The following is a 24,340-nucleotide window of genomic DNA, read 5'->3' as shown; positions in this document are numbered from 1 at the left end:
GGTCCCCACAGCACGAATACGGCGGCGGCACCCGGGCGGGTGCCGCGGCCGTATGGTGGAAGGACGGGTGCGGCGGTCGGAGCCGCGCCCGTGAGATCGTCTCGAAGTCGGTTCAGGAAGGCGTCGGCCGTCATGCTGGAGATCAAGACCCCGGAGCAGATCGCGAAGATGCGCGAGGCGGGGCTGGTCGTCGCCGCCATCCACGCCGCGACCCGCGAGGCCGCCGTGCCGGGCGCCACCACCAAGGACCTGGACGACGTGGCGCGCGAGGTGCTGGAGTCGCACGGCGCGAAGTCGAACTTCCTGGGGTACGGCGGCTTCCCCGCCACCATCTGCACGTCGGTGAACGACGTCGTGGTGCACGGCATCCCGGACACCAAGACCGTCCTGAAGGACGGCGACATCATCTCCATCGACTGCGGCGCGATCATCGACGGCTGGCACGGTGACGCCGCGTACACGGCGTTCGTGGGCAGCGGTCACGCCCCGGAGCTGGTCGAGCTGAGCCGGGTCACCGAGGAGTCCATGTGGGCCGGCATCGCGGCCGTGCGCAAGGGCAACCGCCTGGTGGACATCTCCAAGGCCATCGAGGGCTACATCCGGCGGCAGCCGCGTCCGTCGAGCGGCAAGTACGGCATCGTCGAGGACTACGGCGGTCACGGCATCGGTTCGCAGATGCACATGGACCCGCACCTGCTGAACTACGTCGACCGGCGGCGCGGCAAGGGCCCGAAGCTGGTGCCCGGGTTCTGCATCGCGATCGAGCCCATGGTGAACCTGGGCACGCCGAAGACGCACGTCCTGGAGGACGACTGGACGGTCAAGTCGAACGACGGGAGCTGGTCCTCGCACTGGGAGCACTCCGTCGCGCTGACCGAGCAGGGTCCGCTGGTGCTGACGGCCGTGGACGGCGGCCGGGCGAAGCTGGCGGAGTACGGGGTCGAGGTCGCGCCGGATCCGCTGGCGTAGGGGGTTCGGCGGGTTTGCCGATGTGAGGTTGTCCGTCGGGGCCCGCCGGTGTCAGGCGTTCGCCGGGCCGCTGGAGGTGCGCGGTCCGGTCGCGTGAGGTGTTCGCGGGCTGCTGGGTTGCGCGGTCCGGGCGGCGTGTGCCTCGGGGGGCCGCTTGTGGGCCGTTGGGGGCGGCAGGGCCCGGCCGGGGAGCGGCGGGCTGCCGAAAGTGATCGGGTCGGGGGCGTCCGCGTCGTTACGAGGTCCGTATCCGGCCTGGTGAGAGCGGTACACGGACCGTTTGGGACCCGCCGGAGTAAGGATCTCCAGGGTGGGCAATAATCGTGGATTCGTCTTTTCGTGCGCTCTGACGTAGACTGACGCGTCGGCTGTCGTGCATCCGTATGCCCGCGTAAGCGGAGATCCGGGGGCCGGCAGACGATCAAGGTAGCCGATTCGAAGGGCGAAGCGTGGCCAAGAAGCAAGGTGCCATCGAGATTGAGGGCACCGTGATCGAGTCCCTGCCGAACGCCATGTTCAAGGTGGAGCTCCAGAACGGTCACAAGGTCCTCGCGCACATCAGCGGCAAGATGCGTATGCACTACATCCGCATTCTTCCGGATGACCGGGTCGTCGTGGAGCTGTCTCCGTACGACCTGACGCGCGGGCGGATCGTCTACCGCTACAAGTAGATCTTGCCTCGCCCCCTCCCGTGGGGCTGGCACCTGACCCGGAGAACCTCACACCCATGAAGGTCAAGCCGAGCGTCAAGAAGATCTGCGACAAGTGCAAGGTGATCCGCCGCCACGGCCGGGTCATGGTCATCTGCGACAACCTGCGCCACAAGCAGCGCCAGGGCTGACGCACGCCGACCTGCACCTCGCAGTTCTTCGCGCGACGCGAGCACATCCGTACATACGCAGAGCCCGACCAGTCGTGACTGGCGATACCTCCGGCGGGGGCCGGGGACCCGGTCCGTACCTCGTACGGCGGCCGGGACCGGCTCTGCGGAAGACCCCCGAGCATCAACAGGAGCCATTCAATGGCACGCGTTTCAGGTGTTGACATCCCGCGCGACAAGCGCGTGGAGGTCGCCCTCACCTACGTCTTCGGCATCGGCCGCACCCTGGCGCAGCAGACGCTCGCCGCCGCCGGTGTGAACCCGAACACCCGCGTTCGTGACCTGGCCGAAGAGGACCTGGTCAAGATCCGCGAGTACGTGGACGCCAACCTCAAGACCGAGGGTGACCTCCGTCGCGAGATCCAGGCCGACATCCGCCGCAAGGTCGAGATCGGCTGCTACCAGGGTCTGCGGCACCGTCGTGGTCTGCCCGTCCACGGTCAGCGCACCAGCACGAACGCTCGTACCCGCAAGGGCCCGCGTCGCGCCATCGCCGGCAAGAAGAAGCCGGGCAAGAAGTAGTCCTCACCGGACGCGCTGCGGAACCCCGGGTTTCGGGGTTCCGCGGAAATCAGCGGTCCGAGTAGTAGGACCGACCACCTCCACGGGAGAAATTCATGCCTCCGAAGGGCCGTACGGCCGGCGCCAAGAAGGTGCGCCGCAAGGAGAAGAAGAACGTCGCCCACGGGCACGCTCACATCAAGAGCACGTTCAACAACACGATCGTCTCGATCACCGACCCCACCGGCAACGTGATCTCCTGGGCTTCGGCCGGTCACGTGGGCTTCAAGGGCTCGCGCAAGTCCACGCCGTTCGCCGCGCAGATGGCCGCCGAGTCGGCTGCCCGTCGCGCGCAGGAGCACGGCATGCGCAAGGTCGACGTGTTCGTCAAGGGTCCCGGCTCCGGCCGTGAGACCGCCATCCGCTCCCTCCAGGCCACCGGTCTTGAGGTCGGGTCGATCCAGGACGTCACCCCGACGCCCCACAACGGCTGCCGCCCGCCGAAGCGCCGCCGCGTCTGACCAGCTGAGCTAGGAGACAAAACAATATGGCGCGTTACACCGGGGCCGACTGCAAGCGTTGCCGTCGGGAGAAGCAGAAGCTCTTCCTCAAGGGGAGCAAGTGCGAGAGCGCGAAGTGCCCGATCGAGATCCGTCCTTACCCCCCGGGTGAGCACGGTCGCGGGCGCACCAAGGACAGCGAGTACCTGCTGCAGCTTCGTGAGAAGCAGAAGTGCAGCCGGATCTACGGTGTCCTTGAACGACAGTTCGTCGGGTACTACAAGGAAGCGAACCAGAAGACCGGCAAGACCGGTGAGAACCTTCTGCGCATCCTGGAGACCCGTCTGGACAACGTGGTCTACCGGGCCGGCTTCGCCAAGTCCCGCGACCACGCTCGTCAGCTGGTTCGGCACGGACACTTCACGCTGAACGGCCGCAAGACGGATATCCCGTCGGCGCGTGTGTCCGCCAACGACATCATCGAGGTCCGCCCGGCGTCTCGTAACCTGACCCCCTTCCAGGTGGCTCAGGCCGAGGCCGGGGAGCGGACGGTTCCGGCCTGGCTGGAAGCGATCCCCTCCAAGCTGCGGATCCTGGTGCACTCGCTGCCCGAGCGCCAGGTGATCGACACCCAGGTGCAGGAGCAGCTGATCGTCGAGCTCTACTCCAAGTAAGGGCTCAGCGGTCACGGGCGGTACGGCCTCTTGGGGGCGTACCGCCCGTACCCTTGTTACACACCGGGCCTTTCGTCCGGTGGAAAGTCGGCATCAAATAGTGGGTGCCAAGACTGGAGGCAATTCCTCATGCTGATCGCTCAGCGTCCCTCGCTGACCGAAGAGGTTGTCGACGAGTACCGCTCCCGGTTCGTCATCGAGCCGCTGGAGCCGGGCTTCGGCTACACCCTCGGCAACTCCCTGCGTCGTACGCTCCTCTCCTCGATTCCCGGTGCGGCGGTCACGTCCATCCGGATCGACGGTGTCCTGCACGAGTTCACCACCGTGCCGGGCGTCAAGGAGGACGTCACCGACCTCATCCTGAACATCAAGCAGCTGGTCGTCTCCTCCGAGCACGACGAGCCGGTCGTGATGTACCTGCGCAAGCAGGGCCCCGGCCTGGTCACCGCCGCGGACATCGCGCCGCCGGCCGGTGTCGAGGTGCACAACCCCGACCTGGTCCTCGCCACGCTGAACAGCAAGGGCAAGCTGGAGATGGAGCTGACCGTCGAGCGCGGTCGCGGCTACGTCTCCGCCGTCCAGAACAAGCAGGTGGGCCAGGAGATCGGCCGCATCCCGGTCGACTCCATCTACTCGCCGGTGCTCAAGGTCACCTACAAGGTCGAGGCGACCCGTGTCGAGCAGCGCACCGACTTCGACAAGCTGATCGTCGACGTCGAGACCAAGCAGGCCATGCGTCCGCGTGACGCCATGGCGTCGGCCGGCAAGACCCTGGTCGAGCTGTTCGGCCTGGCGCGCGAGCTCAACATCGACGCCGAGGGCATCGACATGGGCCCGTCCCCGACGGACGCCGCCCTGGCCGCCGACCTGGCGCTGCCGATCGAGGAGCTGGAGCTCACGGTCCGCTCCTACAACTGCCTCAAGCGCGAGGGCATCCACTCGGTGGGCGAGCTGGTGGCCCGCTCCGAGGCGGACCTGCTCGACATCCGCAACTTCGGTGCGAAGTCGATCGACGAGGTCAAGGCGAAGCTGGCCGGCATGGGCCTGGCCCTGAAGGACAGCCCGCCCGGATTCGACCCGACCGCCGCCGCGGACGCCTTCGGCGCCGACGACGACGCGGACGCCGGGTTCGTGGAGACCGAGCAGTACTGAGCGGCTGAAGCTGCTCGGGCTGCTTTGGGGTGAGGGGCCGGTGGGCCCTGGGGTTCCGGTGGTTCCTCACCTCTGTTTCGGGCCTTCGTACGCGGTCGCTCGTTGAGTGGCCGGAGTGCGGGGGCCCTCCCGCGGGTGGAAGCTCGTGGGGACGCCTGTGCGCGCGGGGCGTCGTCGACGCGCGTGAGACTTCCTGCGGGCATTCGCCCGTGGGGACGCTGACATCGGTACCTGGTACGGCCGGTGCAGGAATGAAGGAGAAAGACCATGCCGAAGCCCGCCAAGGGTGCCCGTCTGGGCGGCAGCGCCGCGCACGAGCGTCACCTGCTCGCGAACCTCGCCAAGGCGCTGTTCGAGCACGGCCGCATCACCACCACCGAGGCCAAGGCCCGCCGGCTGCGTCCGGTCGCCGAGCGCCTGGTGACCAAGGCGAAGAAGGGCGACATCCACAACCGTCGCCAGGTTCTCCAGGTCATCACCGACAAGAGCGTCGTGCACACGCTCTTCACGGAGATCGCGCCGCGTTACGAGAACCGCCCGGGTGGTTACACCCGCATCACCAAGATCGGTCCCCGTCGTGGCGACAACGCCCCGATGGCCGTCATCGAGCTGGTCGAGGCCCTGACCGTGGCCCAGGAGGCCACCGGTGAGGCCGAGGCCGCGACGAAGCGCGCGGTCAAGGAAGACGCCCTCAAGAAGGCCGAGGAGACCAAGGACGAGGCCGCCGAGGCCCCGGCCGAGGAGTCCAAGGACGCCTGAGGCGTGCACCCCGTCTGACGGGGTGACCGGCTGATCGGTACGGACGGGCCCGCTCCCTTCGGGGGGTGGGCCCGTTCGGTTTGTGGGACCCGTTCGGCTTATGGGGGGCGTTCGGGGGGCGCTTGTGGGGGGCGTTGGTGTTGGGGCGGTGTTCGCTTTTTTTGGGGTGGGTTGCGTTGGGGGCCGCGTCCGTTCGTCTTGGGGGGCTTGGGCGGCGGTCTCGTTGTGGGTGGGGGCTTGTTCGGGTGCGGATTTTGAGAGGATCGCGGGCGTGAGTGATGAGGTGGAGCCCGGTTTCGTCCGGGTGCGGCTGGACCTTTCGTACGACGGCAAGGACTTCTCGGGCTGGGCCAAGCAGCACGAGCGGCGCACGGTGCAGGGCGAGCTGGAGGACGCGCTGCGGACCGTGACGCGCTCCGACCGGACGTACGAGCTGACGGTGGCCGGGCGGACCGACGCCGGGGTGCACGCCCGGGGCCAGGTGGCGCACGTGGACCTGCCCGAGGACCTGTGGGCCGAGCACGGGGACCGGCTGCTGCGGCGGCTGGCCGGGCGGCTGCCGAAGGACGTGCGGGTGTGGCGGGTGGCCGAGGCGCCGTACGGGTTCAACGCGCGGTTCTCGGCGATCTGGCGGCGTTACGCGTACCGGGTCGTGGACCACCCCGGCGGGGTGGACCCGCTGCTGCGCGGGCACGTGCTGTGGCACGACTGGGCGCTGGACGTCGAGGCGATGAACGAGGCCTCGCGGGCGCTGCTGGGGGAGCACGACTTCGCCGCGTACTGCAAGCGGCGGGAGGGAGCGACCACGATCCGCACCCTTCAGGAGCTGCGGTGGGAGCGGGACGCGTCCGGCGTGATCACCGCGACCGTGCGGGCCGACGCGTTCTGCCACAACATGGTGCGTTCGCTGGTGGGCGCCCTGCTGTTCGTCGGGGACGGGCACCGGCCGGTGGAGTGGCCCGGGAAGGTGCTGGCTGCCGGGGTGCGGGACTCGGCGGTGCACGTGGTGCGTCCGCACGGGCTGACGCTGGAGGAGGTCGGGTATCCGGCCGACGAGCTGCTGATGGCGCGGAATCTGGAGGCGCGGAACCGGCGGGTGCTGGCGTCGTCCTCGGATGGGTGCTGCTGAGGTGGAGCGGGTGGGCTCTGTGGTGGCCTGGGTGGGCTGCTGAGGAGTGCTGGCCTTTTCGTGACTTTTCGTGCCTGCTTTGTGCGTCGTGGCCTCTTTGTGCGGTGACCGGTGCCCGGCCCTTGGGGGCCGGGCACCGTCGTGTCAGGACTGTTTGCGGGCGGCCTTCGCGGCCTGGCGTTCGCCGCGGTCCAGGATGCGGCTGAAGGCGTAGCTGCCGCCGTCGCGGCTGAACTGGAGGGCCTGGGTCTCGGCCGTGGTGACGGCCTTGCCGTTGGTGTAGCCGGCGATCGTGAAGTACGCGTACCGGCCGACGGCGTTGGTGGTCATCCGGCACGCGGTGCCCTGGCAGAAGCTCTGGACCGGGCCGCCGGGCAGCGGCTTGAGGTTGGTGGTCTTCTTGTTGTCGCGAACCGCGGCGGCGGCGTCCTTGGTGGGCATGACCGCGATGCCCACCGTGACGGCCACGCCGTCCTTGGCGTAGGTGGCGCGCAGCAACTGGGTGCAGCCGTTGCGCTTGAGCAGGGACACCAGGGGGCCCTGGACGCCGGCGGTGCAGTCCTTGATGCCGTAGACGGCGACGCGGGGGTAGGTGCGGTTGCCGACGGCCATCGACTTGGTGGGGAACAGGGCCGCGGCGGTGATCGGTTCGGTGTCCTTCTTGGGGTCGGAGATGTAGTCCCGCGGGTTCGGCGGGGGCGGGACGTTCACCTCGGAGAAGGACGGCTGGGGCTGCGGCGACTGGCTCGGCAGCGCCTGCTCGGGGGGCAGCGTGCTCGGCTTGCCGTTCGGCGTTCCGCCGCTGGTGACGACGGCGGTGGCGACGATGCCCGCGACGGCGAGGGTGGCCACCGCGCCGCCGCCTATGTAGAGCCAGCGGCGGCGTTTGTCGCGGGTCGCGCTCTCGTCGGCGAGGGCGTCCCAGTCGGGGGTGCCGGTGTCGGGGGTGCCGGTGTCGGGAGTCGTGTTCCAGGTCGGGGTGGTGGGGGTGGTGGTCCACTGCGGCTGGGTGGGGAGGGCGTTTCCCTGCGGCGCGGTGGGGGTGCCGTTCCACTGCGGCTGGGCGGGGGCGGCGTTCCCTTGTGGCGGGGCGGTGTGTCCCGGCGGCTGGGTGGGGTGCGGGGCGTTCCAGCCAGGGGACGCGGGGCCGCCCTGGCCCTGGGGGGCGGCGGGCGCGGTGCCCTGCTGCCAGGGGGCGGGCCCGTTGGGCGGGCCCGGTGGAGGGGAGCCGGTGCCGGCGTTCCCGTCCGGAGTCGTAGGGTCGGTTCCCCCGGGGCCGAAGGGCCCACCTTGCCCGTAGCTCATGCCGCGCATCCTATAAACCGGTTGGTCCCGGGGGCAGCGGGCGGTGAGAATCCTGAGTCATGGGGCATGTGGAGGCCGGGCATCTGGAGTACTACCTGCCGGACGGGCGGGTGCTGCTGGGAGACGTTTCCTTCCGGGTCGGGGAGGGGGCCTCGGTCGCGCTGGTCGGGGCCAACGGCGCGGGCAAGACCACGCTGCTGCGGCTGATCGCGGGGGAGCTGAAGCCGCACGGCGGGTCGGTCACCGTCAGTGGTGGGCTGGGCGTGATGCCGCAGTTCGTGGGCTCGGTGCGGGATGAGCGGACGGTGCGGGATCTGCTGGTCTCGGTGGCGCCGCCGCGTCTGCGGGAGGCCGCTGCGGCGGTGGACGCGGCCGAGCACGCGGTGATGACCGTCGATGACGAGGCCGCGCAGATGGCGTACGCGCAGGCGCTCGCGGACTGGGCCGAGGCGCGCGGGTACGAGGCCGAGACGGTCTGGGACATGTGCACCATGGCCGCGCTGGGCGTCCCGTACGAGAAGGCCCAGTGGCGGCAGGTGCGCACCCTCAGTGGCGGCGAGCAGAAACGGCTGGTCCTGGAGGCGCTGCTGCGCGGTCAGGACGAGGTGCTGCTCCTGGACGAGCCGGACAACTACCTCGACGTCCCCGGCAAGCGCTGGCTGGAGGACCGGCTGCGCGAGACCAAGAAGACGGTGCTCTTCGTCAGCCACGACCGGGAGCTGCTGGCGCGGGCCGCGGAGAAGATCGTCAGCGTCGAGCCGGGGCCGGCGGGCTCGGACGTGTGGGTGCACGGCGGCGGCTTCGGCACGTACCACGAGGCCCGCAAGGAGCGGTTCGCGCGGTTCGAGGAGCTGCGGAGGCGCTGGGACGAGAAGCACGAGCAGCTCAAGAAGCTCGTCCGGACGCTGCGGCAGGCCGCCGAGGTCAGCGACGACATGGCCTCCCGCTACCGCGCGGCGCAGACCCGGCTGCGGAGGTTCGAGGAGGCCGGGCCGCCGCCGGAGCCGCCGCGCGAGCAGGACATCACCATGCGGCTGCAGGGCGGCCGGACCGGGGTGCGGGCGGTGACCTGCCGGCGGTTGGAGCTGACGGGGCTGATGCGGCCCTTTGACCTGGAGATCTTCTACGGCGAGCGGGTCGCGGTGCTGGGCTCGAACGGGTCGGGCAAGTCGCACTTCCTGCGGCTGCTGGCGGGGGACGAGGTCGCGCACACGGGGGAGTGGAAGCTGGGGGCCCGCGTCGTGCCGGGGCACTTCGCGCAGACCCACGCGCACCCGGAGCTGGAGGGGCGCACGCTCCTGGACATCCTGTGGACGGAGCACGCCAAGGACCGGGGCAAGGCCATGAGCGCGCTGCGGCGGTACGAGCTGGACCGCCAGGCGGAGCAGCGGTTCGAGCGGCTGTCCGGGGGGCAGCAGGCGCGGTTCCAGATCCTGCTGCTGGAGCTGGCGGGCAGTACCGCGCTGCTGCTGGACGAGCCGACCGACAACCTGGACCTGGAGAGCGCGGAGGCCCTGCAGGAGGGGCTGGAGGCGTACGAGGGGACGGTGCTGGCGGTGACGCACGATCGGTGGTTCGCGCGGGCCTTTGATCGGTACCTGGTCTTTGGGGCGGATGGGCGGGTGCGGGAGGTTTCGGAGCCGGTTTGGGATGAGGGGCGGGTTGTGCGGGAGCGGTAGGGCTCTCGGGGGGCGTTTCGGTGTTTTGTGGCCGTCGGCGCCTGTCGCGCGTACGGGGCCGGGTTCTGTCGCGGGTGCGGTCCGGTGGTCTTGCGCCTGTTGTTTCGTACGGGGTCGGGGCCGCCCCGGGGTACCTCCTCGCGGCAGTTGCGCCTCCCCGACGACATCTTGTGACGAGGCCGACGCGCCCCAGTCCGCTGCGGGGGCACCCCGGGACGTCCCCTTCCGTCGGTTTGGCGGCTGATCGTCGGTGGGGGGCTGGTGGGCCGCATCTGCTCTGCGGATGAGGTCTGGGCCGCCTCGTGGCGCTTCTCGCCCAGCCTTCGGCCGGAGGCGGTTCCACGCGGCGTCGGCGGATGACTGCCGGTGGGGGTGAGTGCCGGCGGGTGCCCGGGTGCCCGGGTGCCTGGATGCCCGGATGTTCCGGGACACGGATGACGGGCCCGGCGGGTGTGGCCGGAATCTGTGCCCGTCAGTCGTGGTCCAGGACACACGCGGGGCCATCCGGGTGGAAGGACCGGTTACCGTGGAAGTGGTCGCGGAGCCCCCGGGGCCTTGCGGCGCGGTTGGCGTGTCCGGGGTGAGGGGGGCCTGATCGCACTCCGGTTCGGGACGGGTTTTGACCCGGCCGGGGGCGGCCCGGTATTCTGCGAATTCATTATGCGTATTGGCTTGCTCTATCTCACGTGAGGGGCCCTTACGCCGGACACCGGGCCGATGATCAGCGGCAGGCACCAGGGTTGCGTCACCCGCGGCGCCGCCAGCGCTGGTGCATCGACCGTGGTGGCCAGTACAGGACCCATTCACTGAAGAAGCGAAGGCTAACCGTGCGTACGTTCAGCCCTAAGCCCGGCGATGTCCAGCGCCAGTGGCACATCATCGACGCGCAGGACGTTGTCCTGGGCCGCCTGGCCTCCCAGGCCGCGTCCCTCCTGCGGGGCAAGCACAAGCCGGTGTACGCGCCGCACGTCGACATGGGTGACTTCGTCATCATCGTCAACGCGGACAAGGTGCACCTCTCCGGCAACAAGCGGAACCAGAAGATGGCCTACCGCCACTCCGGTTTCCCGGGCGGTCTGCGTTCCGTCCGTTACGACGAGCTGCTCTCGAAGAACCCCGAGAAGGCCGTCGAGAAGGCCATCAAGGGCATGCTTCCCAAGAACACCCTGGGCCGCCAGATGCTCTCGAAGCTGAAGGTCTACGCGGGCGCCGAGCACCCGCACGCTGCTCAGCAGCCGGTCCCGTTCGAGATCACCCAGGTCGCGCAGTAAGTCCGGCCACACCCCCCTAGACGAAGAGAATCTGAGGAGCATCGTGGCTGAGACCACCCCCGAGATCCCGCTGGACGAGGTCGAGGAGTACACGACCGAGAGCGAGGCGCCGCTGGAGGGCGAGTACACCTCCGAGTCGCTCGCTTCCCGCTTCGGCGACCCGCAGCCGGCCGCCGGCCTGGGCCGTCGCAAGAACGCCATCGCCCGCGTCCGGATCGTTCCGGGCACCGGCCAGTGGAAGATCAACGGCCGCACCCTGGAGAACTACTTCCCCAACAAGGTGCACCAGCAGGAAGTCAACGAGCCCTTCAAGGTGCTTGAGCTCGACAACCGCTACGACGTGATCGCCCGCATCGCCGGTGGCGGCATCTCCGGCCAGGCCGGTGCGCTGCGCCTGGGCGTCGCCCGTGCGCTGAACGAGGCGGACGAGGACAACAACCGCGGCCCGCTGAAGAAGGCCGGCTTCCTCAAGCGCGACGACCGTGCGGTCGAGCGCAAGAAGGCCGGTCTGAAGAAGGCCCGCAAGGCTCCGCAGTACAGCAAGCGCTAATCCGCTCGCTGCGACGTGTGCAGCTCTTGACGATCGCCCCGGTGGCACCATCCGTGCTGCCGGGGCGTTCGGCTATCCCGGGCCAGGGGCGTATACCTGGACGCAATGCTCTGGTCCACGTTCATCTACTCGGAGGACACCAGTGGGACGACTCTTCGGCACGGACGGGGTGCGCGGCGTCGCCAATGCGGATCTGACGGCGGAGCTGGCGCTCGGTCTCTCGGTCGCCGCGGCGCACGTGCTAATGGAGGGGTCGGGGCGAAGCCCCGTCGATCCGGGGTGGCGGTCGGGTGACGGGCGGGAGGGCACCTTCGCAGGCCATCGGCCGGTGGCCGTGGTCGGCCGTGATCCGCGGGCGTCCGGGGAGTTCCTGGAGGCCGCGGTGGTGGCCGGGCTGGCCAGCGCCGGGGTGGACGTCCTGCGGGTGGGCGTGCTGCCGACCCCGGCGGTCGCGTACCTGACCGCCTCGCTCGACGCGGACCTGGGCGTGATGCTCTCCGCGAGCCACAACCCGATGCCCGACAACGGGATCAAGTTCTTCGCCCGGGGCGGCCACAAGCTCGCCGACGAGCTGGAGGACCGCATCGAGCGCACCTACCGCGCGCACGCCTCCGGCGAGCCCTGGGAGCGGCCGACCGGCGCCGGAGTGGGCCGGGTCAAGGACTACGACGAGGGCTTCGACAAGTATGTCGCGCACCTGGTGGGCGTGCTGCCGAACCGCCTGGACGGCCTGAAGGTCGTCATCGACGCGGCGCACGGCGCGGCGGCCGGGGTCTCGCCCGAGGCGTTCCGGCGGGCCGGTGCGGACGTCGTCACCATCGGCGCCGACCCTGACGGCCTCAACATCAACGACAACTGCGGCTCCACCCATATCTCCGGGCTGCGCGCCGCCGTCCTGGAGCACGGCGCGGACCTGGGCGTCGCGCACGACGGTGACGCGGACCGCTGCCTGGCCGTGGACGCGGCCGGCGTCGAGGTGGACGGCGACCAGATCCTGACCGTCCTGGCGCTGGGCATGCACGAGGCCGGGACGCTGCGCAAGGACACCGTGGTCGCGACCGTGATGTCCAACCTGGGCTTCAAGCTCGCCATGGAGCGTGCGGGGCTGTCCCTCGTCCAGACGGCGGTCGGTGACCGTTACGTCCTGGAGAACATGAAGGCGAACGGTTACGCGCTCGGTGGTGAGCAGTCCGGGCACGTCATCGTGCTGGACCACGCCACGACCGGTGACGGCACGCTGACCGGTCTGATGCTGGCCGCGCGGGTCGCCGCGACCGGCCGCCCGCTGGCCGAGCTGGCCGCCGCCATGGAGCGGCTGCCGCAGGTGCTGATCAACGTCCCCGACGTGGACAAGTCGCGGGTGGCGACCTCGTCCGAGCTGTCCACCGCCGTCGCCGACGCCGAGCGTGAGCTGGGCGCGACCGGGCGGGTGCTGCTGCGGCCGTCGGGTACCGAGCCGCTGGTCCGGGTGATGGTCGAGGCCGCGGACATCGAGCAGGCGCGGACCGTCGCGGGGCGACTGGCGGATGCGGTGAAGTCCGCTCTGGGGTGATGAGTGGGTGCCGGCCTGGTGGGGGGACGGGCCGGCGTCTGGGGCGGTGAGCGGTCGGGGCCGGGTCGGTCTTCGGGCTGATGAGTGGTGGTTCGTGGTCGGGGCGGTCTTTGGGCTGACGAGTGGACGTGATCGAGTCGGCACCTGGGCCGGCGGCGGGGCGCCGGGCTGGTGGGTGGGGCGGGTCGGCGTTGTTGTGTGTCCTGGGGTGGGCTGGTTTCAGCTTGCTGTCGTTCGTTTTTCGGTGCGGCGGTGTTGGCGGGCCCAGAGGAGTTTCTGGGCGGTCAGGGTGAGGGTGCCGGCGACGACGATGCCGGCGAGGTTGAGCAGGAGCTGTTCCGTGGAGCCCCAGGCCTGGCGGTACTCGTCGTAGCTGAAGGCGACCGCCGCGTTCGCCGCTGCCGGGACCGTCGTCACCGAGATCGCCACGCCGACCAGCGCGCCCGACTTCGCCGAGGTGAGGGAAAGCACCCCGGCGATGCCCGCGAGGACGGCCACGACGAAGGAGAACCAGTCGGGGCGGTAGATGAAGTTGGTGTTCGGGCGCTCGGCGTCCAGCGCGGACTTCTGGAAGAGGCCCACCGTGTCCATCAGGTAGCTGAACCCCACCGTCACCACCATCGCCGCCGCGAACCCGACGACCAGCGCGAGCAGCGACCGCCACGCCAGCCGCGGTGTGCGGCGGACCAGGGCCGTGCAGATCCCGGCCAGCGGCCCGAACTCCGGGCCCACCGCCATCGCGCCCACGATCAGGATCGCGTTGTCCAGCACCACGCCGCAGGCCGCGATCATCGTGGCCAGCGTCAGGAACGCGAGGTAGGTGGCGGAGAGGGTGGACTCCTCGTGGGTCGCCTCGGTCAGGGACTCCCACAGGACGGCGTCCGCCCCTTCGCCGGGGGCGTCCTCCTCGGCTTGGTCGGCCCGGCGGGACAGCGAGAGGTCGATGTCCTCGACGGCGATCGAGCCGCTCTCGTACAGGCCGAGCGCCCGGAGCTCGCGGAGCACCCCGTCGGCGGCCTCCCGGGCCACGTCGCACTGGATCACGTCGCCGCGCGGGTCGCGGGCGGCGCCGGTGAAGACGGCGAGGTTGGTGGTGCCGACGGTGCGCTCCAGGAGCTGGGTCACCTCCTCCGTGCGGTCGGTGGGGACCATCAGACGTAGGTGCAGCACGGGAGTGCTCCTCGGCTCGGGCTGGTCGTCGGGGATGGGGGTGGGGTGGTGCCGGGCGCCGTTTTTCGGGAGGGGCGGGCCGGCCTTCTTCTCCTGGTGGCGGGCCTTCGTCCCCTGATAGCGGGTCGGCCGGCCTTCGTCTCCTGGCGGTGGCTGGGTCAGAGCTTGCGCAGGGAGAGGCGTTGCACCTTGTGGTCGGGGCCCTTGCGGAGGACGAGGCTGGCGCGGCCCCGGGTCGGGGCGACGTTCTGGAGCAGGTTGGGCTTGTTGATGGTGCGCCACATCATCCGGGCGTAGTCCAGCGCCTCTTCCTCGGAGACCTGGGTGTACTTGCGGAAGTACGAGAACGGGTTCTGGAAGGCCGTCTCGCGCAGCTTGCGGAAGCGGCCCAGGTACCAGCGTTCGATGTCCTCGGCGCGGGCGTCCACGTACACCGAGAAGTCGAAGAAGTCGGCCAGGCCGAGGCGGGTGCGGCCGTCCTTGCCGGGGAGCGCGGGCTGGAGGACGTTCAGGCCCTCGACGATCAGTATGTCCGGGCGGCGCACGGTCAGCCGCTCGTCGGGCACGATGTCGTAGATCAGGTGGGAGTAGACCGGCGCGCTGACCTCGGCCTTTCCCGCCTTCACGTCCGCCACGAAGCGGGTCAGCGCCCGGCGGTCGTAGGACTCGGGGAAGCCCTTGCGGGACATCAGGCCGCGGCGGTGCAGCTCGGCGTTGGGGTAGAGGAAGCCGTCGGTGGTGACGAGTTCCACGCGCGGGTGCTCGGGCCAGCGGGCCAACAGCGCCTGGAGGAGGCGGGCGGTGGTCGACTTGCCGACCGCGACGCTGCCCGCGACCCCGATGACGAACGGGGTGCCGGGCTGCGCGCCCTGGCCGTCGCCCGCGTCGCCGAGGAAGGTGTTCAGCGCGCCGCGCAGGCTGCCGGTGGCGGCGACGTAGAGGTTCAGGAGGCGGGAGAGCGGGAGGTAGACGTCGCGGACCTCGTCCAGGTCGATGACGTCGCCCAGGCCGCGCAGCCGCTCGACCTCCTCGGCGGTCAGCGGGAGCGGGGTCTTCTCCCGCAGGGCGCTCCACTGGGCCCGGGTCAGGTCGACGTACGGGGTGCTCTCGGCCCGGCGGCGGGGAGCGGGGTCGGGTGTGGGGTGGGGGAGGGGCGTGTCGGACGCGGTGCCGGTGCCGGGGGTGGCCGGGGCTGCCGGGGCTTCGGGGTGGGCCCCGGGTGCGGGTGTGTCGGGCTCGGGCCGGGAGTGGGGGGCCGGTGCGGTCCCGGCGCCGGGGGCGGTGGCCGGGGCTTCCGGGTGGGTGTCGTGCTGCTCGTCGGGGCGCGCCGCGGGGCGCGCTGCGGACGGCGCGGAGGGACGGGCGGCGTGGGGGGCGTCGGACCGGGGGTCGGACGGGCCGTCGGGTCGCACGTCTGGTCGGCTTGAGGACACGGGATCATTGTGCGCAGGCCGGGGGAGGGGGTCATCCCGGGGGTGCGTACGGGGGCGGGGAGGGGGAGGGGTGTGGCGTTCGTATCTGTTGGGCGGGGTGCGTTGGTTGCGTTGGTTGGGTTGGGTTCGTGGTGTTCGTGTCTGACGCGTTCTGGTTGTGGTGTTCGTGTCTGACGGGTTCTGGTTGTGGTGTTCGGGTCTGACAGGTCAGGTCGTGGCGTTCAGGTCTGACGGGTTCGGATCGCGTCATCCGTGCCGCGTCCGGATCGCGTCCGTATTGCGCTGAGGGATTGATCGGGGTGGGTCGTAGGCTGCGTTCATGTGCGGAATCGTGGGTTATGTGGGCGGCCGGTCCGCCCTTGACGTCGTCCTCGCCGGGCTGAAGCGGCTGGAGTACCGCGGCTACGACTCGGCCGGTGTCGCCGTGCCGGCCGATGGCGGGCTGGCCGCGGCCAAGAAGGCGGGCAAGCTCGCCAACCTGGAGAAGGAGCTGGCCGACCGTCCGCTCCCGACCGGCGGTACGGCCATCGGCCACACCCGGTGGGCCACCCACGGCGCGCCGACCGACCCCAACGCGCACCCGCACCTGGACAACGCGGGCCGGGTGGCCGTCGTCCACAACGGCATCATCGAGAACTTCGCCGCGCTCCGCGCCGAGCTGGCCGAGCGCGGTCACACCCTCCTTTCGGAGACGGACACGGAGGTGGTGGCGCACCTGCTCGCCGAGGAGTTCTCCTCCTGCGGCGATCTGGCCGAGGCGATGCGGCAGGTGTGCCGTCGGCTGGAGGGCGCGTTCACGCTGGTCGCGGTGCACGCCGACGCGCCGGACGTGGTGGTCGGGGCGCGCCGCAACTCCCCGCTGGTGGTGGGGCTCGGGCAGGACGAGGCGTTCCTCGCCTCGGACGTGGCGGCGTTCATCGCTTACACCCGGGAGGCCGTCGAACTGGGGCAGGACCAGGTGGTCGAGCTGCGCCGGGACGGGGTGACGGTGACCGACTTCGAGGGGGTGCCCGCCGACGTCCGGCCGTACCACGTCGACTGGGACGCGTCGGCCGCCGAAAAGGGCGGTTACGACTACTTCATGCTCAAGGAGATCGCCGAGCAGCCGAAGGCGGTCGCGGACACGCTGCTCGGCCGGATCGACGCGCACGGGGTGCTGTCGCTGGACGAGCTGCGCATCCCGGACGCGGTGCTGCGCGAGGTCGACAAGGTGGTGATAGTGGCCTGCGGCACGGCCTACCACGCGAGCATGATCGCGAAGTATGCGATCGAGCACTGGACGCGCATCCCGTGCGAAACCGAGCTGGCCAGCGAGTTCCGGTACCGGGACCCGATCCTGGACTCGCGGACGCTCGTCATCGCCATCTCGCAGTCCGGCGAGACGATGGACACCCTGATGGCGCTGCGGCACGCCCGTGAACAGGGCGCGAAGGTGCTCGCCATCTGCAATACGAACGGGGCGACGATCCCGCGCGAGTCGGACGCGGTGCTCTACACGCACGCGGGCCCGGAGGTCGCGGTGGCCTCCACCAAGGCGTTCCTCACCCAGTTGGTGGCCTGTTACCTGGTGGCGCTGTACCTGGGGCAGGTGCGCGGGACCAAGTGGGGCGACGAGGTGCGCGCCGTGGTGCGGGAGCTGGCGGAGATCGGCGACCAGGTCGAACAGGTGCTGGGGACCATGGAGCCGGTGCGCGAGCTGGCGCGCGGGCTCGCGCACAAGAACACCGTGCTCTTCCTGGGGCGGCACGTCGGCTACCCGGTCGCCCTGGAGGGCGCGCTCAAGCTCAAGGAACTCGCGTACATGCACGCGGAGGGGTTCGCGGCGGGCGAGCTCAAGCACGGCCCGATCGCGCTGATCGAGGAGGACCTGCCGGTCGTCGTCATCGTGCCGTCGCCGCGCGGACGCTCCGTCCTGCACGACAAGATCGTGTCCAACATCCAGGAGATCCGGGCCCGGGGCGCGCGCACCATCGTGATCGCGGAGGAGGGGGACGAGTCCGTGGTGCCGTACGCGGACCACCTCGTCCGCATCCCGCGCACGCCGACGCTGCTCCAGCCGCTGGTGTCCACGGTGCCGCTCCAGGTCTTCGCGTGCGAGCTGGCCACCGCCCGGGGCAACGAGGTGGACCAGCCGCGCAATCTGGCCAAGTCGGTGACCGTCGAATGATCGTGGGGGTCGGGATCGACGTCGCGGCCATCGACCGGTTCGCGGCGGCGCTGGAGCGTACGCCGGAGATGGCTCAACGGCTTTTCGTGGAACGGGAGTTGATGCTGCCGAGCGGGGAGCGGCGGGGTGTCGCCTCGCTCGCGGCCCGGTTCGCGGCGAAGGAGGCGTTGGCCAAGGCGCTGGGCGCGCCCGGCGGGCTGCGCTGGACGGACGCCGAGGTGTACGTGGAGGAGAGCGGTCAGCCGCGCCTGCGGGTCAGCGGGACGGTGGCGGCGCGGGCGGCGGAGCTGGGGGTCCGGGGCTGGCATGTGTCGCTCAGCCATGACGCGGGGGTGGCGTCGGCGGTGGTGATCGCGGAGGGGTAGGGGAGGGCCCGGGCGAGCTCGGTTCGTTCGTCTCCTTCGGGGTGCTTCTCCTTCGGGGTGCTTCGTTCGCTTCGTTCGCGGGGCCCGTTCGTTTGGGGGCCGGGTTCTTTTCGGCTGCGGAGCCCGTTCGCCTGCGTGCCCGGTTTGTTTCGGCTGCGGAGCCCGTTCGTCTGGGGCTGGGTTCGTCCCGTTCGCCGGGCCCGTTCGTCTCGTGCTCCGTGCGTGTGTGCCACCCGGGCGCACGCCCGGACGCGCGGTCGGTTCCGGCTGTCCGGAAGCGCCGGTCGGCGGGCATCATCGCGCGGGCCGGGGTGAGACTGAGGGCATGAGGACTGCGTACAGCGTGGAGACCGTACGGGCCGCCGAGCGCGAGCTGATGGCCCGGTTGCCTGAAGGAACGCTCATGCGGAGGGCGGCGGCCGGGCTGGCCGTGGCCTGCGGGGAGTTGCTGGGCCGGGTCTACGGCGCCCGGGTGGTGCTGCTCGTCGGCAGCGGCGACAACGGCGGGGACGCCCTGTACGCGGGCGCCCGGCTGGCCCGGCGCGGCGCGGGCGTCCGGGCCGTGCTGCTGAACCCGGAGCGGGCGCACGCGGGCGGGCTGGCGGCGCTGCGTGCGGCGGGCGGCCGGGTGTCCACGGACGCGCACGGGGACATCGCGCGGGCCGACCTGGTCGTGGACGGGATCGTGGGCATCGGCGGCAAGGGCGGGCTGCGGCCCGAGGCCGCCGCGCTGGCCGCCGCCGCGCACCGCGCCATGGTGGTGGCGGTCGATCTGCCCAGCGGCGTGGACGCGGACACCGGCGAGGTGCGCGGGGAGGCGGTGCGCGCCGACGCGACGGTGACGTTCGGGGCGTACAAGCCGGGGCTGCTCATCGATCCGGCGCGCGAGTACGTGGGGGCGCTGCGGCTGGTGGACATCGGGCTGCGGCTGCCGACGGGGGACGAAACCGACGGGTCCGAGGCGGCCGACGGGGACGAGGCGGGCGATGCCGCGGCGTCGGAGGCCGGGGTGGCCGCCGGGCCCGTCGTCGAGGCGCTTCAGTACGTGGACGTGGCGGCCCTGCTGCCCCGCCCGGCGGCGGAGAGCGACAAGTACCGGCGCGGGGTGGTCGGCGTGGTCGCCGGCTCCACGCGCTATCCGGGGGCGGCGGTGCTGGCGGTCGCGGGGGCGCTGCGGGGCGGTGCGGGGGCCGTGCGGTACGTGGGTCCGGCGGCGGACGCGGTGATCGCGCGGTTCCCGGAGACGCTGGTGTCCTCGGGTCCGCCCTCGAAGGCCGGGCGGGTGCAGGCGTGGGTGGTCGGCCCGGGGCTGGGGGACGACGTGGACGCGCTGGAGGACGTGCTGTCCTCGGACGTTCCGGTGCTCGTGGACGCGGACGGGCTGCACCACCTGACGGCCGACCGCCTCCGGGCCCGGTCGGCGCCGACGCTGATCACGCCGCATGCCGGGGAGGCCGCGTCGCTGCTGGGAGCGGCCCGCGAGGAGGTCGAGGGGGCCCGGCTGCGGAGCGTGCGCGCGCTGGCGACGCGGTTCGGGGTGACGGCGCTGCTGAAGGGTTCCACGACGCTGGTGGCCGACGACGCGGAGGGGCGGCCGGTGCGCGCCAATCCGACGGGTACCGGGTGGCTGGCGACGGCCGGGAGCGGGGACGTGCTGTCCGGGCTGGTCGGCTCGCTGCTGGCGACCGGGCTGGCGGCGCGGGACGCGGCCTCCGTCGGCGCGTATCTGCACGGGCTGGCCGCTCGCCGGGCGGCGGACGTACCGGGGGCGCCGGTGGTGGCCACGGACGTGGCGGACGAGCTGCCGGCGGTGTGGAGAGACGTACGGAGCTGAGCGGGGGCGGGGTCGCGGGGCGCCGGGGACGTCCGGACGGATCGGTGCCCTGAGCGCGTTGCGGGCGTGCGGCGCGGTACACGTGGGACGGCTGATGCCCATGGGCCCACCGGCCCGCGCCGCCAGACGAACCCCGGGAGCCCCGAACCGCCCCACCCTCCCCACGCGTCTCCCACTGAACGAACCTGACCGCTCACCGCCACCGGAGCCGCCCGCGTCACCCGGTTCCCGTGCGGCCGACTTCGCTCGAAGGGGGCCATGTGCCGCCTGAGACACTAGGAACGATGACTGAGACAGCTATGCGTGCCCGCGCCACCATCGACCTCGCCGCCGTGCGGTCCAACGTCCGCGCGCTCCGCGCCCGTGCCCCGCGCGCGGAGATCATGGCCGTGGTCAAGGCCGACGCCTACGGGCACGGCGCGGTGCGCTGCGCCCGGGCCGCCCGCGAGGCCGGTGCGACGTGGCTGGGCACGGCGCTGCCCGAAGAGGCGCTGGCGCTGCGCGCGGCGGGCGACACCGGCCGGCTGATGTGCTGGCTGTGGACGCCGGGCGGCCCGTGGCGGGAGGCCGTCGAGCAGGACGTCGACGTCTCGGTCAGCGGCATGTGGGCGCTGCGGGAGGCGGTGGCGGCGGCGCGGGCGTGCGGCCGTACGGCCCGGGTGCAGCTCAAGGTCGACACCGGGCTCGGCCGCAACGGCTGCCAGCCCGCCGACTGGGCCGAGCTGGTGGGCGCGGCGCGCGCCGCCGAGGCCGAGGGCACGGTCCGCGTCACCGGCGTGTGGTCGCACTTCGCCTGCGCCGACGAGCCCGGCCACCCCTCGATCGCCGCCCAGCTGGAGGTCTTCCGCGCGGCGCTGGCGGTGGCGGAGTCCGCCGGGCTGGACCCGGAGGTGCGGCACCACTGCAACACCCCGGCCCTGCTCACCCTCCCGGAGGCGCACTTCGATCTCGTCCGTGCGGGCATCGGTATCTACGGCGTCTCGCCCAGCCCGGAGATCGGCGCCCCCGAGGACTTCGGGCTGCGGCCCGCCATGACGCTGGAGGCGTCGGTCGCGTCGGTCAAGCGGGTGCCGGGCGGTCACGGCGTGTCGTACGGGCACCAGTACACGACGCCGGGGGAGACCACGCTCGCCCTGGTCCCGGTCGGCTACGCCGACGGCATTCCCCGGCACGCGTCGGGCGGCGGACCGGTGCTCATCGCGGGCAAGTGGCGGACGGTGGCGGGGCGGATCGCCATGGACCAGTTCGTCGTGGACCTGGGCGGGGACGCGGCGCAGGTCGGAGAGACGGCGGTGCTGTTCGGGCCGGGCGACCGGGGCGAGCCGACCGCCGAGGACTGGGCGCGCGCCACCGGGACCATCGCCTACGAAATCGTCACGCGCATCGGCACGCGCGTGCCGCGCGTCTATAGGGACGAGTGCGCGGACACGGGGATGAACCAGTGCGCGGACACGGGGGGCGCGACATGAGCGACACGACAGGGGCGGCCGTGGACGCGGCCGTCGACGCCGCCGTCCAGGGGGCCGGAGCGGCTGCCGACGGGGCGGAGGCCGCCGGCAGCTGGTCGCGGGCCGGGCGGCACGCGGGCATCGCCGGGGCCGCGATCGGCGTGGTGGCGGCGGGCGCCGCGGCCGGGGTGGCCATCGAGCGGCTGACCGTCGGCCGGGGGATGCGCCGCAGGGCGCGGCTGGCGCTGGACGCGGCGGGCCCGTACGGGACGCTGCGCGGCACGCCGGGCCGGGCGGTCGCCGAGGACGGCACGGAGCTGTACTACGAGGTGGACGAGCCCGGCGAGACGCCCGGCGCGGTCCCCGGGGCGCGCCGCAAGCGGCTGCGCGGCGTCCTGGGCCGGCGCGGCACGGCACCCACCGTGGTCTTCTGCCACGGTTACTGCCTCAACCAGGACGCCTGGCACTTCCAACGGGCCGCGCTGCGCGGCGTCGTCCGCACCGTCCACTGGGACCAGCGCAGCCACGGCCGCTCGGAGCGCGGGCGCGCCCAGCGGGCGGGCGCCGAACCGGTCACCATCGACCTGCTGGGCCGGGACCTGAAGGCGGTGCTGGACGCCGCCGTGCCCGAGGGGCCGGTGGTGCTGGTCGGGCACTCCATGGGCGGCATGACGGTGATGGCGCTGGCCGAGCAGTACCCGGAGTACGTGGCCGAGCGGGTGACGGGTGTGGCGCTCGTCGGCACGTCGGCCGGGCGGCTGAGCGAGGTCGCCTTCGGGCTGCCGTCGCTGGGCGTCAAGGCCTTCCACCGCTTCGCGCCGGGGCTGCTGAAGGCGATGGGGGCGCAGAGCGAACTGGTGGAGCGGGGGCGCCGGGCGACCGCCGACCTGTTCGCCGGGCTGGTCAAGCGCTACTCGTTCGGGACGCCCAAGGACGTGGACCCGGCGGTGGCGCGGTTCGCGGAGCGGATGATCGAGGCGACGCCGATCGACGTCGTCGCGGAGTTCTTCCCGGCGTTCGCGGTGCACGACAAGACGGAGGCGCTGGCCGCGTACGACGGCGTGCCCGCCCTCGTGATGTCCGGCGACCGCGACCTGATCACTCCGTCCGACCACAGTGGCGCCATCGCCGACCTGCTGCCCGGCGCCGAGTCGCTGTGCGTGCCCGGCGCCGGCCACCTGATCATGCTGGAGCGGCCGGAACTCGTCTCCGAGCGGCTGGCGGCCCTCGTCGAACGGGCGGCCTCGACGGCGCGGGGGACGCGTTCGGAGCGGGCGTAGGGGACGGGGGCCGTGCTCGGGGCGTGCGGGACGCGTTCGGGGTGGGCGTGGGGCGTGCGGGGACGCGCTGGGAAGCGGGCCATCGGGCGTGCGGACGCGCTCGGAAGCGGGTGTGGGGCGTGCGGACGCGGCGAGCGCCGGTGGAGGCGGGCGTGAGCGCGGCATGGGGTGGCGCCCGGTTGTGAGGAGGAGGGCGGTTGTCCTCGTGCGCGCCGCCGGGGTTCATCCGTGATGCCGGACGAGGGCCCGTCGGCCCCGGGATGAGGTGTCTGCCGCGCCCGCCCTGGCGGCGTACGGCCGTGTGCCGCCTCGTCCGCCGCCCGCGGGCCGTACCATCGGCGGCATGAGCACCACCGACACCACCACCCGTATCACCGTCAACTCCCCCGATCTCATGCAGGAGTTGGGCCGCCGCCTGGCCACCCTGCTGCGCCCCGGCGACCTGGTGCTGCTCAGCGGCGAGCTGGGCGCGGGCAAGACGACCCTGACCCGTGGCCTGGGCGAGGGGCTCGGAGTGCGCGGCGCCGTCACGTCCCCGACCTTCGTCATCGCGCGGGTGCACCCCTCCCTGACCGGCGGCCCGGCCCTGGTGCACGTGGACGCGTACCGGCTCGGCGGCGGGCTGGACGAGATGGAGGACCTGGACCTGGACGTGTCGCTGCCGGAGTCGGTGGTGGTCGTCGAGTGGGGCGAGGGCAAGGTCGAGGAGCTCTCGGAGGACCGGCTGCACGTCGTCATCGCCCGCGCGGTGGGCGGCGAGGCCGCGCCCGGGGCGGGTGGCGTGCGGGACGTGGCGCACGCGGACGCGGTGGCGGACGGTGCCGGTGTCACGGACGGTGACGACGTGCGCGAGGTCACGGTCACCGGCGTCGGCGCCCGGTGGGCCGGGGCGGATCTGTCGGCGCTCGGGCCGACGTGAGCGCGGGGCGGAACGCGTAGCCGGAATCGGGATGGGGCTGGGGCCTCGGCTGCTGGGCGGCCGGGGCCCCAGCCGTTTCGTACGGCGTGATGTGGGCCACGGCGGGGTGATCGGGGGCCGGGCGCTCTGGCTGGGGTGATCGGCTCTGGGTGGGTGCGACCCCGACCTGACCTGGCCTGATGGCTCCGAGGGGTGGTTTTTCGGCGCGCGGACGGCGCGCGAACGGGGCGCGGCCAGGGTTCGGCGAGGACGCCGCAGGGCGGCAGTGGATGGCCGAGGGTCGACGATGGCGGGTTCTGGGCCGGTTTGCCCGTACCGTAGTTTCCGACAACCCGTCGGCAAGATGTTGCGCGGGCGATGCCAAGCGTGGTCAGATGGGTGAAGAAGGGAAAGTTAGGTGTACCTAACTTATCTGTCCGTCCAGGAGTCCCGGGAGGCGCCCATGACGGCCCACGAGCCCACCGCCGCGGCGGCCCGGCGCGCCCAGCGCGACGCCCACCGGCGTGCCGCGGACCACGGCCCCCGCCCCGCCGACGGCCCCACGCCGACGATGAACCAACTGCTCGCCGCCTGCGCCGCGGCCACCGCCGTCTCCACCCCGCCCAAGGCCCCGGAGCGCCCGGCGATGGACCGGGACGCCGAGGAGGGCGCCGACGCCACACCGCCGTCCGGTGCGGAGCGGAACGCGGCGTAGTCCGTTCGGGGTGGGGTGGCAGGGGCACACGCTCCCGTCACGAGACGTGAGGTTCCGAACCCCGGCACCGCGAAACCCAAAAAGAAGACCCGCCCCGGCACGACGACCG

23 protein-coding genes are annotated in these 24,340 nt (G+C 72.0%); 20 read left to right on the top strand and 3 right to left on the bottom strand.

Annotation, left to right across the window (positions count from 1 at the left end; translation table 11 throughout):
• Positions 1 to 132 precede the first annotated feature (132 nt).
• From map to truA, 9 genes are all read left to right on the top strand, one after another.
• Positions 133 to 969, top strand: coding sequence for a type I methionyl aminopeptidase (map, locus tag ABZX96_RS25115; RefSeq protein WP_355548531.1), 837 nt, complete (start codon positions 133 to 135; stop codon positions 967 to 969).
• A 449-nt stretch (positions 970 to 1,418) separates the two neighbouring features.
• Positions 1,419 to 1,640, top strand: coding sequence for a translation initiation factor IF-1 (infA, locus tag ABZX96_RS25110; RefSeq protein ID WP_003956442.1), 222 nt, complete (start codon positions 1,419 to 1,421; stop codon positions 1,638 to 1,640).
• Between the two features lie 56 nt (positions 1,641 to 1,696).
• Complete coding sequence (rpmJ, locus tag ABZX96_RS25105; RefSeq protein ID WP_003956441.1) at positions 1,697 to 1,810, top strand: 50S ribosomal protein L36; 114 nt, start codon at positions 1,697 to 1,699, stop codon at positions 1,808 to 1,810.
• A 180-nt stretch (positions 1,811 to 1,990) separates the two neighbouring features.
• Positions 1,991 to 2,371: a 30S ribosomal protein S13 gene (gene rpsM / locus ABZX96_RS25100; RefSeq protein WP_355548528.1), complete on the top strand. Its 381-nt coding sequence runs from the start codon at positions 1,991 to 1,993 to the stop codon at positions 2,369 to 2,371.
• 95 nt (positions 2,372 to 2,466) lie between these two features.
• Entirely contained in the window at positions 2,467 to 2,871 is a 405-nt protein-coding gene (rpsK, locus tag ABZX96_RS25095; RefSeq protein WP_004571845.1) for a 30S ribosomal protein S11, read from the top strand.
• Positions 2,872 to 2,897: 26 nt separating this feature from the next.
• The gene (gene rpsD / locus ABZX96_RS25090; RefSeq protein ID WP_355548524.1) at positions 2,898 to 3,524 is read left to right on the top strand and encodes a 30S ribosomal protein S4; all 627 of its coding nucleotides are present in this window, start codon (positions 2,898 to 2,900) and stop codon (positions 3,522 to 3,524) included.
• A 129-nt stretch (positions 3,525 to 3,653) separates the two neighbouring features.
• A complete protein-coding gene (locus ABZX96_RS25085) occupies positions 3,654 to 4,676 on the top strand; it encodes a DNA-directed RNA polymerase subunit alpha (RefSeq protein ID WP_030890689.1) in 1,023 nt (340 codons plus the stop codon).
• A 267-nt stretch (positions 4,677 to 4,943) separates the two neighbouring features.
• Positions 4,944 to 5,435, top strand: a complete 492-nt coding sequence (gene rplQ / locus ABZX96_RS25080) for a 50S ribosomal protein L17 (protein ID WP_355548520.1) — start codon at positions 4,944 to 4,946, stop codon at positions 5,433 to 5,435.
• Positions 5,436 to 5,706: 271 nt separating this feature from the next.
• Positions 5,707 to 6,564 carry a tRNA pseudouridine(38-40) synthase TruA gene (gene truA / locus ABZX96_RS25075; RefSeq protein WP_355548517.1) on the top strand — a complete coding sequence of 286 codons (858 nt, stop codon included), beginning with the start codon at positions 5,707 to 5,709 and terminating at the stop codon, positions 6,562 to 6,564.
• A 144-nt stretch (positions 6,565 to 6,708) separates the two neighbouring features.
• Here the strand turns inward: truA and ABZX96_RS25070 are convergent, their stop codons facing one another.
• Positions 6,709 to 7,869 carry a hypothetical protein gene (locus ABZX96_RS25070; RefSeq protein WP_355548514.1) on the bottom strand — a complete coding sequence of 387 codons (1,161 nt, stop codon included), beginning with the start codon at positions 7,867 to 7,869 and terminating at the stop codon, positions 6,709 to 6,711.
• 59 nt (positions 7,870 to 7,928) lie between these two features.
• Between ABZX96_RS25070 and ABZX96_RS25065 the strand changes: the two genes are divergently transcribed.
• The 4 genes from ABZX96_RS25065 (at position 7,929) to glmM (ending at position 12,921) form a co-directional block, all read left to right on the top strand.
• Positions 7,929 to 9,548, top strand: coding sequence for an ATP-binding cassette domain-containing protein (locus tag ABZX96_RS25065; protein WP_355548511.1), 1,620 nt, complete (start codon positions 7,929 to 7,931; stop codon positions 9,546 to 9,548).
• 827 nt (positions 9,549 to 10,375) lie between these two features.
• Positions 10,376 to 10,819 carry a 50S ribosomal protein L13 gene (gene rplM / locus ABZX96_RS25060; protein ID WP_355548508.1) on the top strand — a complete coding sequence of 148 codons (444 nt, stop codon included), beginning with the start codon at positions 10,376 to 10,378 and terminating at the stop codon, positions 10,817 to 10,819.
• A 43-nt stretch (positions 10,820 to 10,862) separates the two neighbouring features.
• On the top strand, positions 10,863 to 11,369 hold the full coding sequence (gene rpsI, locus ABZX96_RS25055) for a 30S ribosomal protein S9 (protein WP_355548505.1): 507 nt from the start codon (positions 10,863 to 10,865) through the stop codon (positions 11,367 to 11,369).
• A gap of 142 nt (positions 11,370 to 11,511) precedes the next feature.
• A complete protein-coding gene (glmM, locus tag ABZX96_RS25050) occupies positions 11,512 to 12,921 on the top strand; it encodes a phosphoglucosamine mutase (protein ID WP_355548502.1) in 1,410 nt (469 codons plus the stop codon).
• A 219-nt stretch (positions 12,922 to 13,140) separates the two neighbouring features.
• Here glmM and ABZX96_RS25045 read toward each other — a convergent pair whose 3' ends face one another.
• Positions 13,141 to 14,091 carry a DUF389 domain-containing protein gene (locus tag ABZX96_RS25045; RefSeq protein ID WP_355548499.1) on the bottom strand — a complete coding sequence of 317 codons (951 nt, stop codon included), beginning with the start codon at positions 14,089 to 14,091 and terminating at the stop codon, positions 13,141 to 13,143.
• 158 nt (positions 14,092 to 14,249) lie between these two features.
• Complete coding sequence (gene coaA, locus ABZX96_RS25040; protein WP_355548545.1) at positions 14,250 to 15,179, bottom strand: type I pantothenate kinase; 930 nt, start codon at positions 15,177 to 15,179, stop codon at positions 14,250 to 14,252.
• Positions 15,180 to 15,843: 664 nt separating this feature from the next.
• On the opposite strand from coaA, the gene glmS reads away from it, so the two are divergent.
• The 7 genes from glmS (at position 15,844) to ABZX96_RS25005 (ending at position 24,231) form a co-directional block, all read left to right on the top strand.
• Entirely contained in the window at positions 15,844 to 17,691 is a 1,848-nt protein-coding gene (gene glmS / locus ABZX96_RS25035) for a glutamine--fructose-6-phosphate transaminase (isomerizing) (protein WP_355548496.1), read from the top strand.
• Complete coding sequence (locus ABZX96_RS25030) at positions 17,688 to 18,056, top strand: holo-ACP synthase (protein WP_355548493.1); 369 nt, start codon at positions 17,688 to 17,690, stop codon at positions 18,054 to 18,056. Before glmS ends, ABZX96_RS25030 begins: the two co-directional genes overlap by 4 nt.
• Positions 18,057 to 18,381: 325 nt before the next feature.
• Positions 18,382 to 19,890, top strand: a complete 1,509-nt coding sequence (locus ABZX96_RS25025; protein ID WP_355548490.1) for an NAD(P)H-hydrate dehydratase — start codon at positions 18,382 to 18,384, stop codon at positions 19,888 to 19,890.
• A gap of 284 nt (positions 19,891 to 20,174) precedes the next feature.
• Positions 20,175 to 21,359 (top strand): alanine racemase, encoded by a 1,185-nt coding sequence (gene alr, locus ABZX96_RS25020; RefSeq protein WP_355548487.1) that lies wholly within the window; start codon positions 20,175 to 20,177, stop codon positions 21,357 to 21,359.
• On the top strand, positions 21,356 to 22,618 hold the full coding sequence (locus ABZX96_RS25015) for an alpha/beta hydrolase (protein ID WP_355548484.1): 1,263 nt from the start codon (positions 21,356 to 21,358) through the stop codon (positions 22,616 to 22,618). The genes alr and ABZX96_RS25015 overlap by 4 nt, the downstream gene beginning before the upstream one ends.
• A gap of 343 nt (positions 22,619 to 22,961) precedes the next feature.
• Positions 22,962 to 23,537, top strand: coding sequence for a tRNA (adenosine(37)-N6)-threonylcarbamoyltransferase complex ATPase subunit type 1 TsaE (tsaE, locus tag ABZX96_RS25010; RefSeq protein WP_355548481.1), 576 nt, complete (start codon positions 22,962 to 22,964; stop codon positions 23,535 to 23,537).
• Between the two features lie 397 nt (positions 23,538 to 23,934).
• On the top strand, positions 23,935 to 24,231 hold the full coding sequence (locus tag ABZX96_RS25005) for a hypothetical protein (RefSeq protein WP_355548478.1): 297 nt from the start codon (positions 23,935 to 23,937) through the stop codon (positions 24,229 to 24,231).
• The last annotated feature ends 109 nt before the right edge of the window (positions 24,232 to 24,340 follow it).

This window comes from Streptomyces sp. NPDC003077 (assembly GCF_040611095.1).
Taxonomy (GTDB): Bacteria; Actinomycetota; Actinomycetes; order Streptomycetales; family Streptomycetaceae; genus Streptomyces.
This window is presented reverse-complemented; position numbering and strand designations above follow the sequence as displayed.

Bases quoted from the DNA above. Each gene is read 5' to 3' on its own strand.
- ABZX96_RS25085 (WP_030890689.1), top strand. From the start codon at position 3,654: ATGCTGATCGCTCAGCGTCCCTCGCTGACCGAAGAGGTTGTCGACGAG.
- map (WP_355548531.1), top strand. From the start codon at position 133: ATGCTGGAGATCAAGACCCCGGAGCAGATCGCGAAGATGCGCGAGGCG.
- rpsM (WP_355548528.1), top strand. From the start codon at position 1,991: ATGGCACGCGTTTCAGGTGTTGACATCCCGCGCGACAAGCGCGTGGAG.
- rpmJ (WP_003956441.1), top strand. From the start codon at position 1,697: ATGAAGGTCAAGCCGAGCGTCAAGAAGATCTGCGACAAGTGCAAGGTG.
- rpsK (WP_004571845.1), top strand. From the start codon at position 2,467: ATGCCTCCGAAGGGCCGTACGGCCGGCGCCAAGAAGGTGCGCCGCAAG.
- glmS (WP_355548496.1), top strand. From the start codon at position 15,844: ATGTGCGGAATCGTGGGTTATGTGGGCGGCCGGTCCGCCCTTGACGTC.
- ABZX96_RS25030 (WP_355548493.1), top strand. From the start codon at position 17,688: ATGATCGTGGGGGTCGGGATCGACGTCGCGGCCATCGACCGGTTCGCG.
- rpsD (WP_355548524.1), top strand. From the start codon at position 2,898: ATGGCGCGTTACACCGGGGCCGACTGCAAGCGTTGCCGTCGGGAGAAG.
- ABZX96_RS25015 (WP_355548484.1), top strand. From the start codon at position 21,356: ATGAGCGACACGACAGGGGCGGCCGTGGACGCGGCCGTCGACGCCGCC.
- ABZX96_RS25070 (WP_355548514.1), bottom strand. From the start codon at position 7,869: ATGAGCTACGGGCAAGGTGGGCCCTTCGGCCCCGGGGGAACCGACCCT.
- ABZX96_RS25065 (WP_355548511.1), top strand. From the start codon at position 7,929: ATGGGGCATGTGGAGGCCGGGCATCTGGAGTACTACCTGCCGGACGGG.
- ABZX96_RS25025 (WP_355548490.1), top strand. From the start codon at position 18,382: ATGAGGACTGCGTACAGCGTGGAGACCGTACGGGCCGCCGAGCGCGAG.
- alr (WP_355548487.1), top strand. From the start codon at position 20,175: ATGACTGAGACAGCTATGCGTGCCCGCGCCACCATCGACCTCGCCGCC.
- tsaE (WP_355548481.1), top strand. From the start codon at position 22,962: ATGAGCACCACCGACACCACCACCCGTATCACCGTCAACTCCCCCGAT.
- rplQ (WP_355548520.1), top strand. From the start codon at position 4,944: ATGCCGAAGCCCGCCAAGGGTGCCCGTCTGGGCGGCAGCGCCGCGCAC.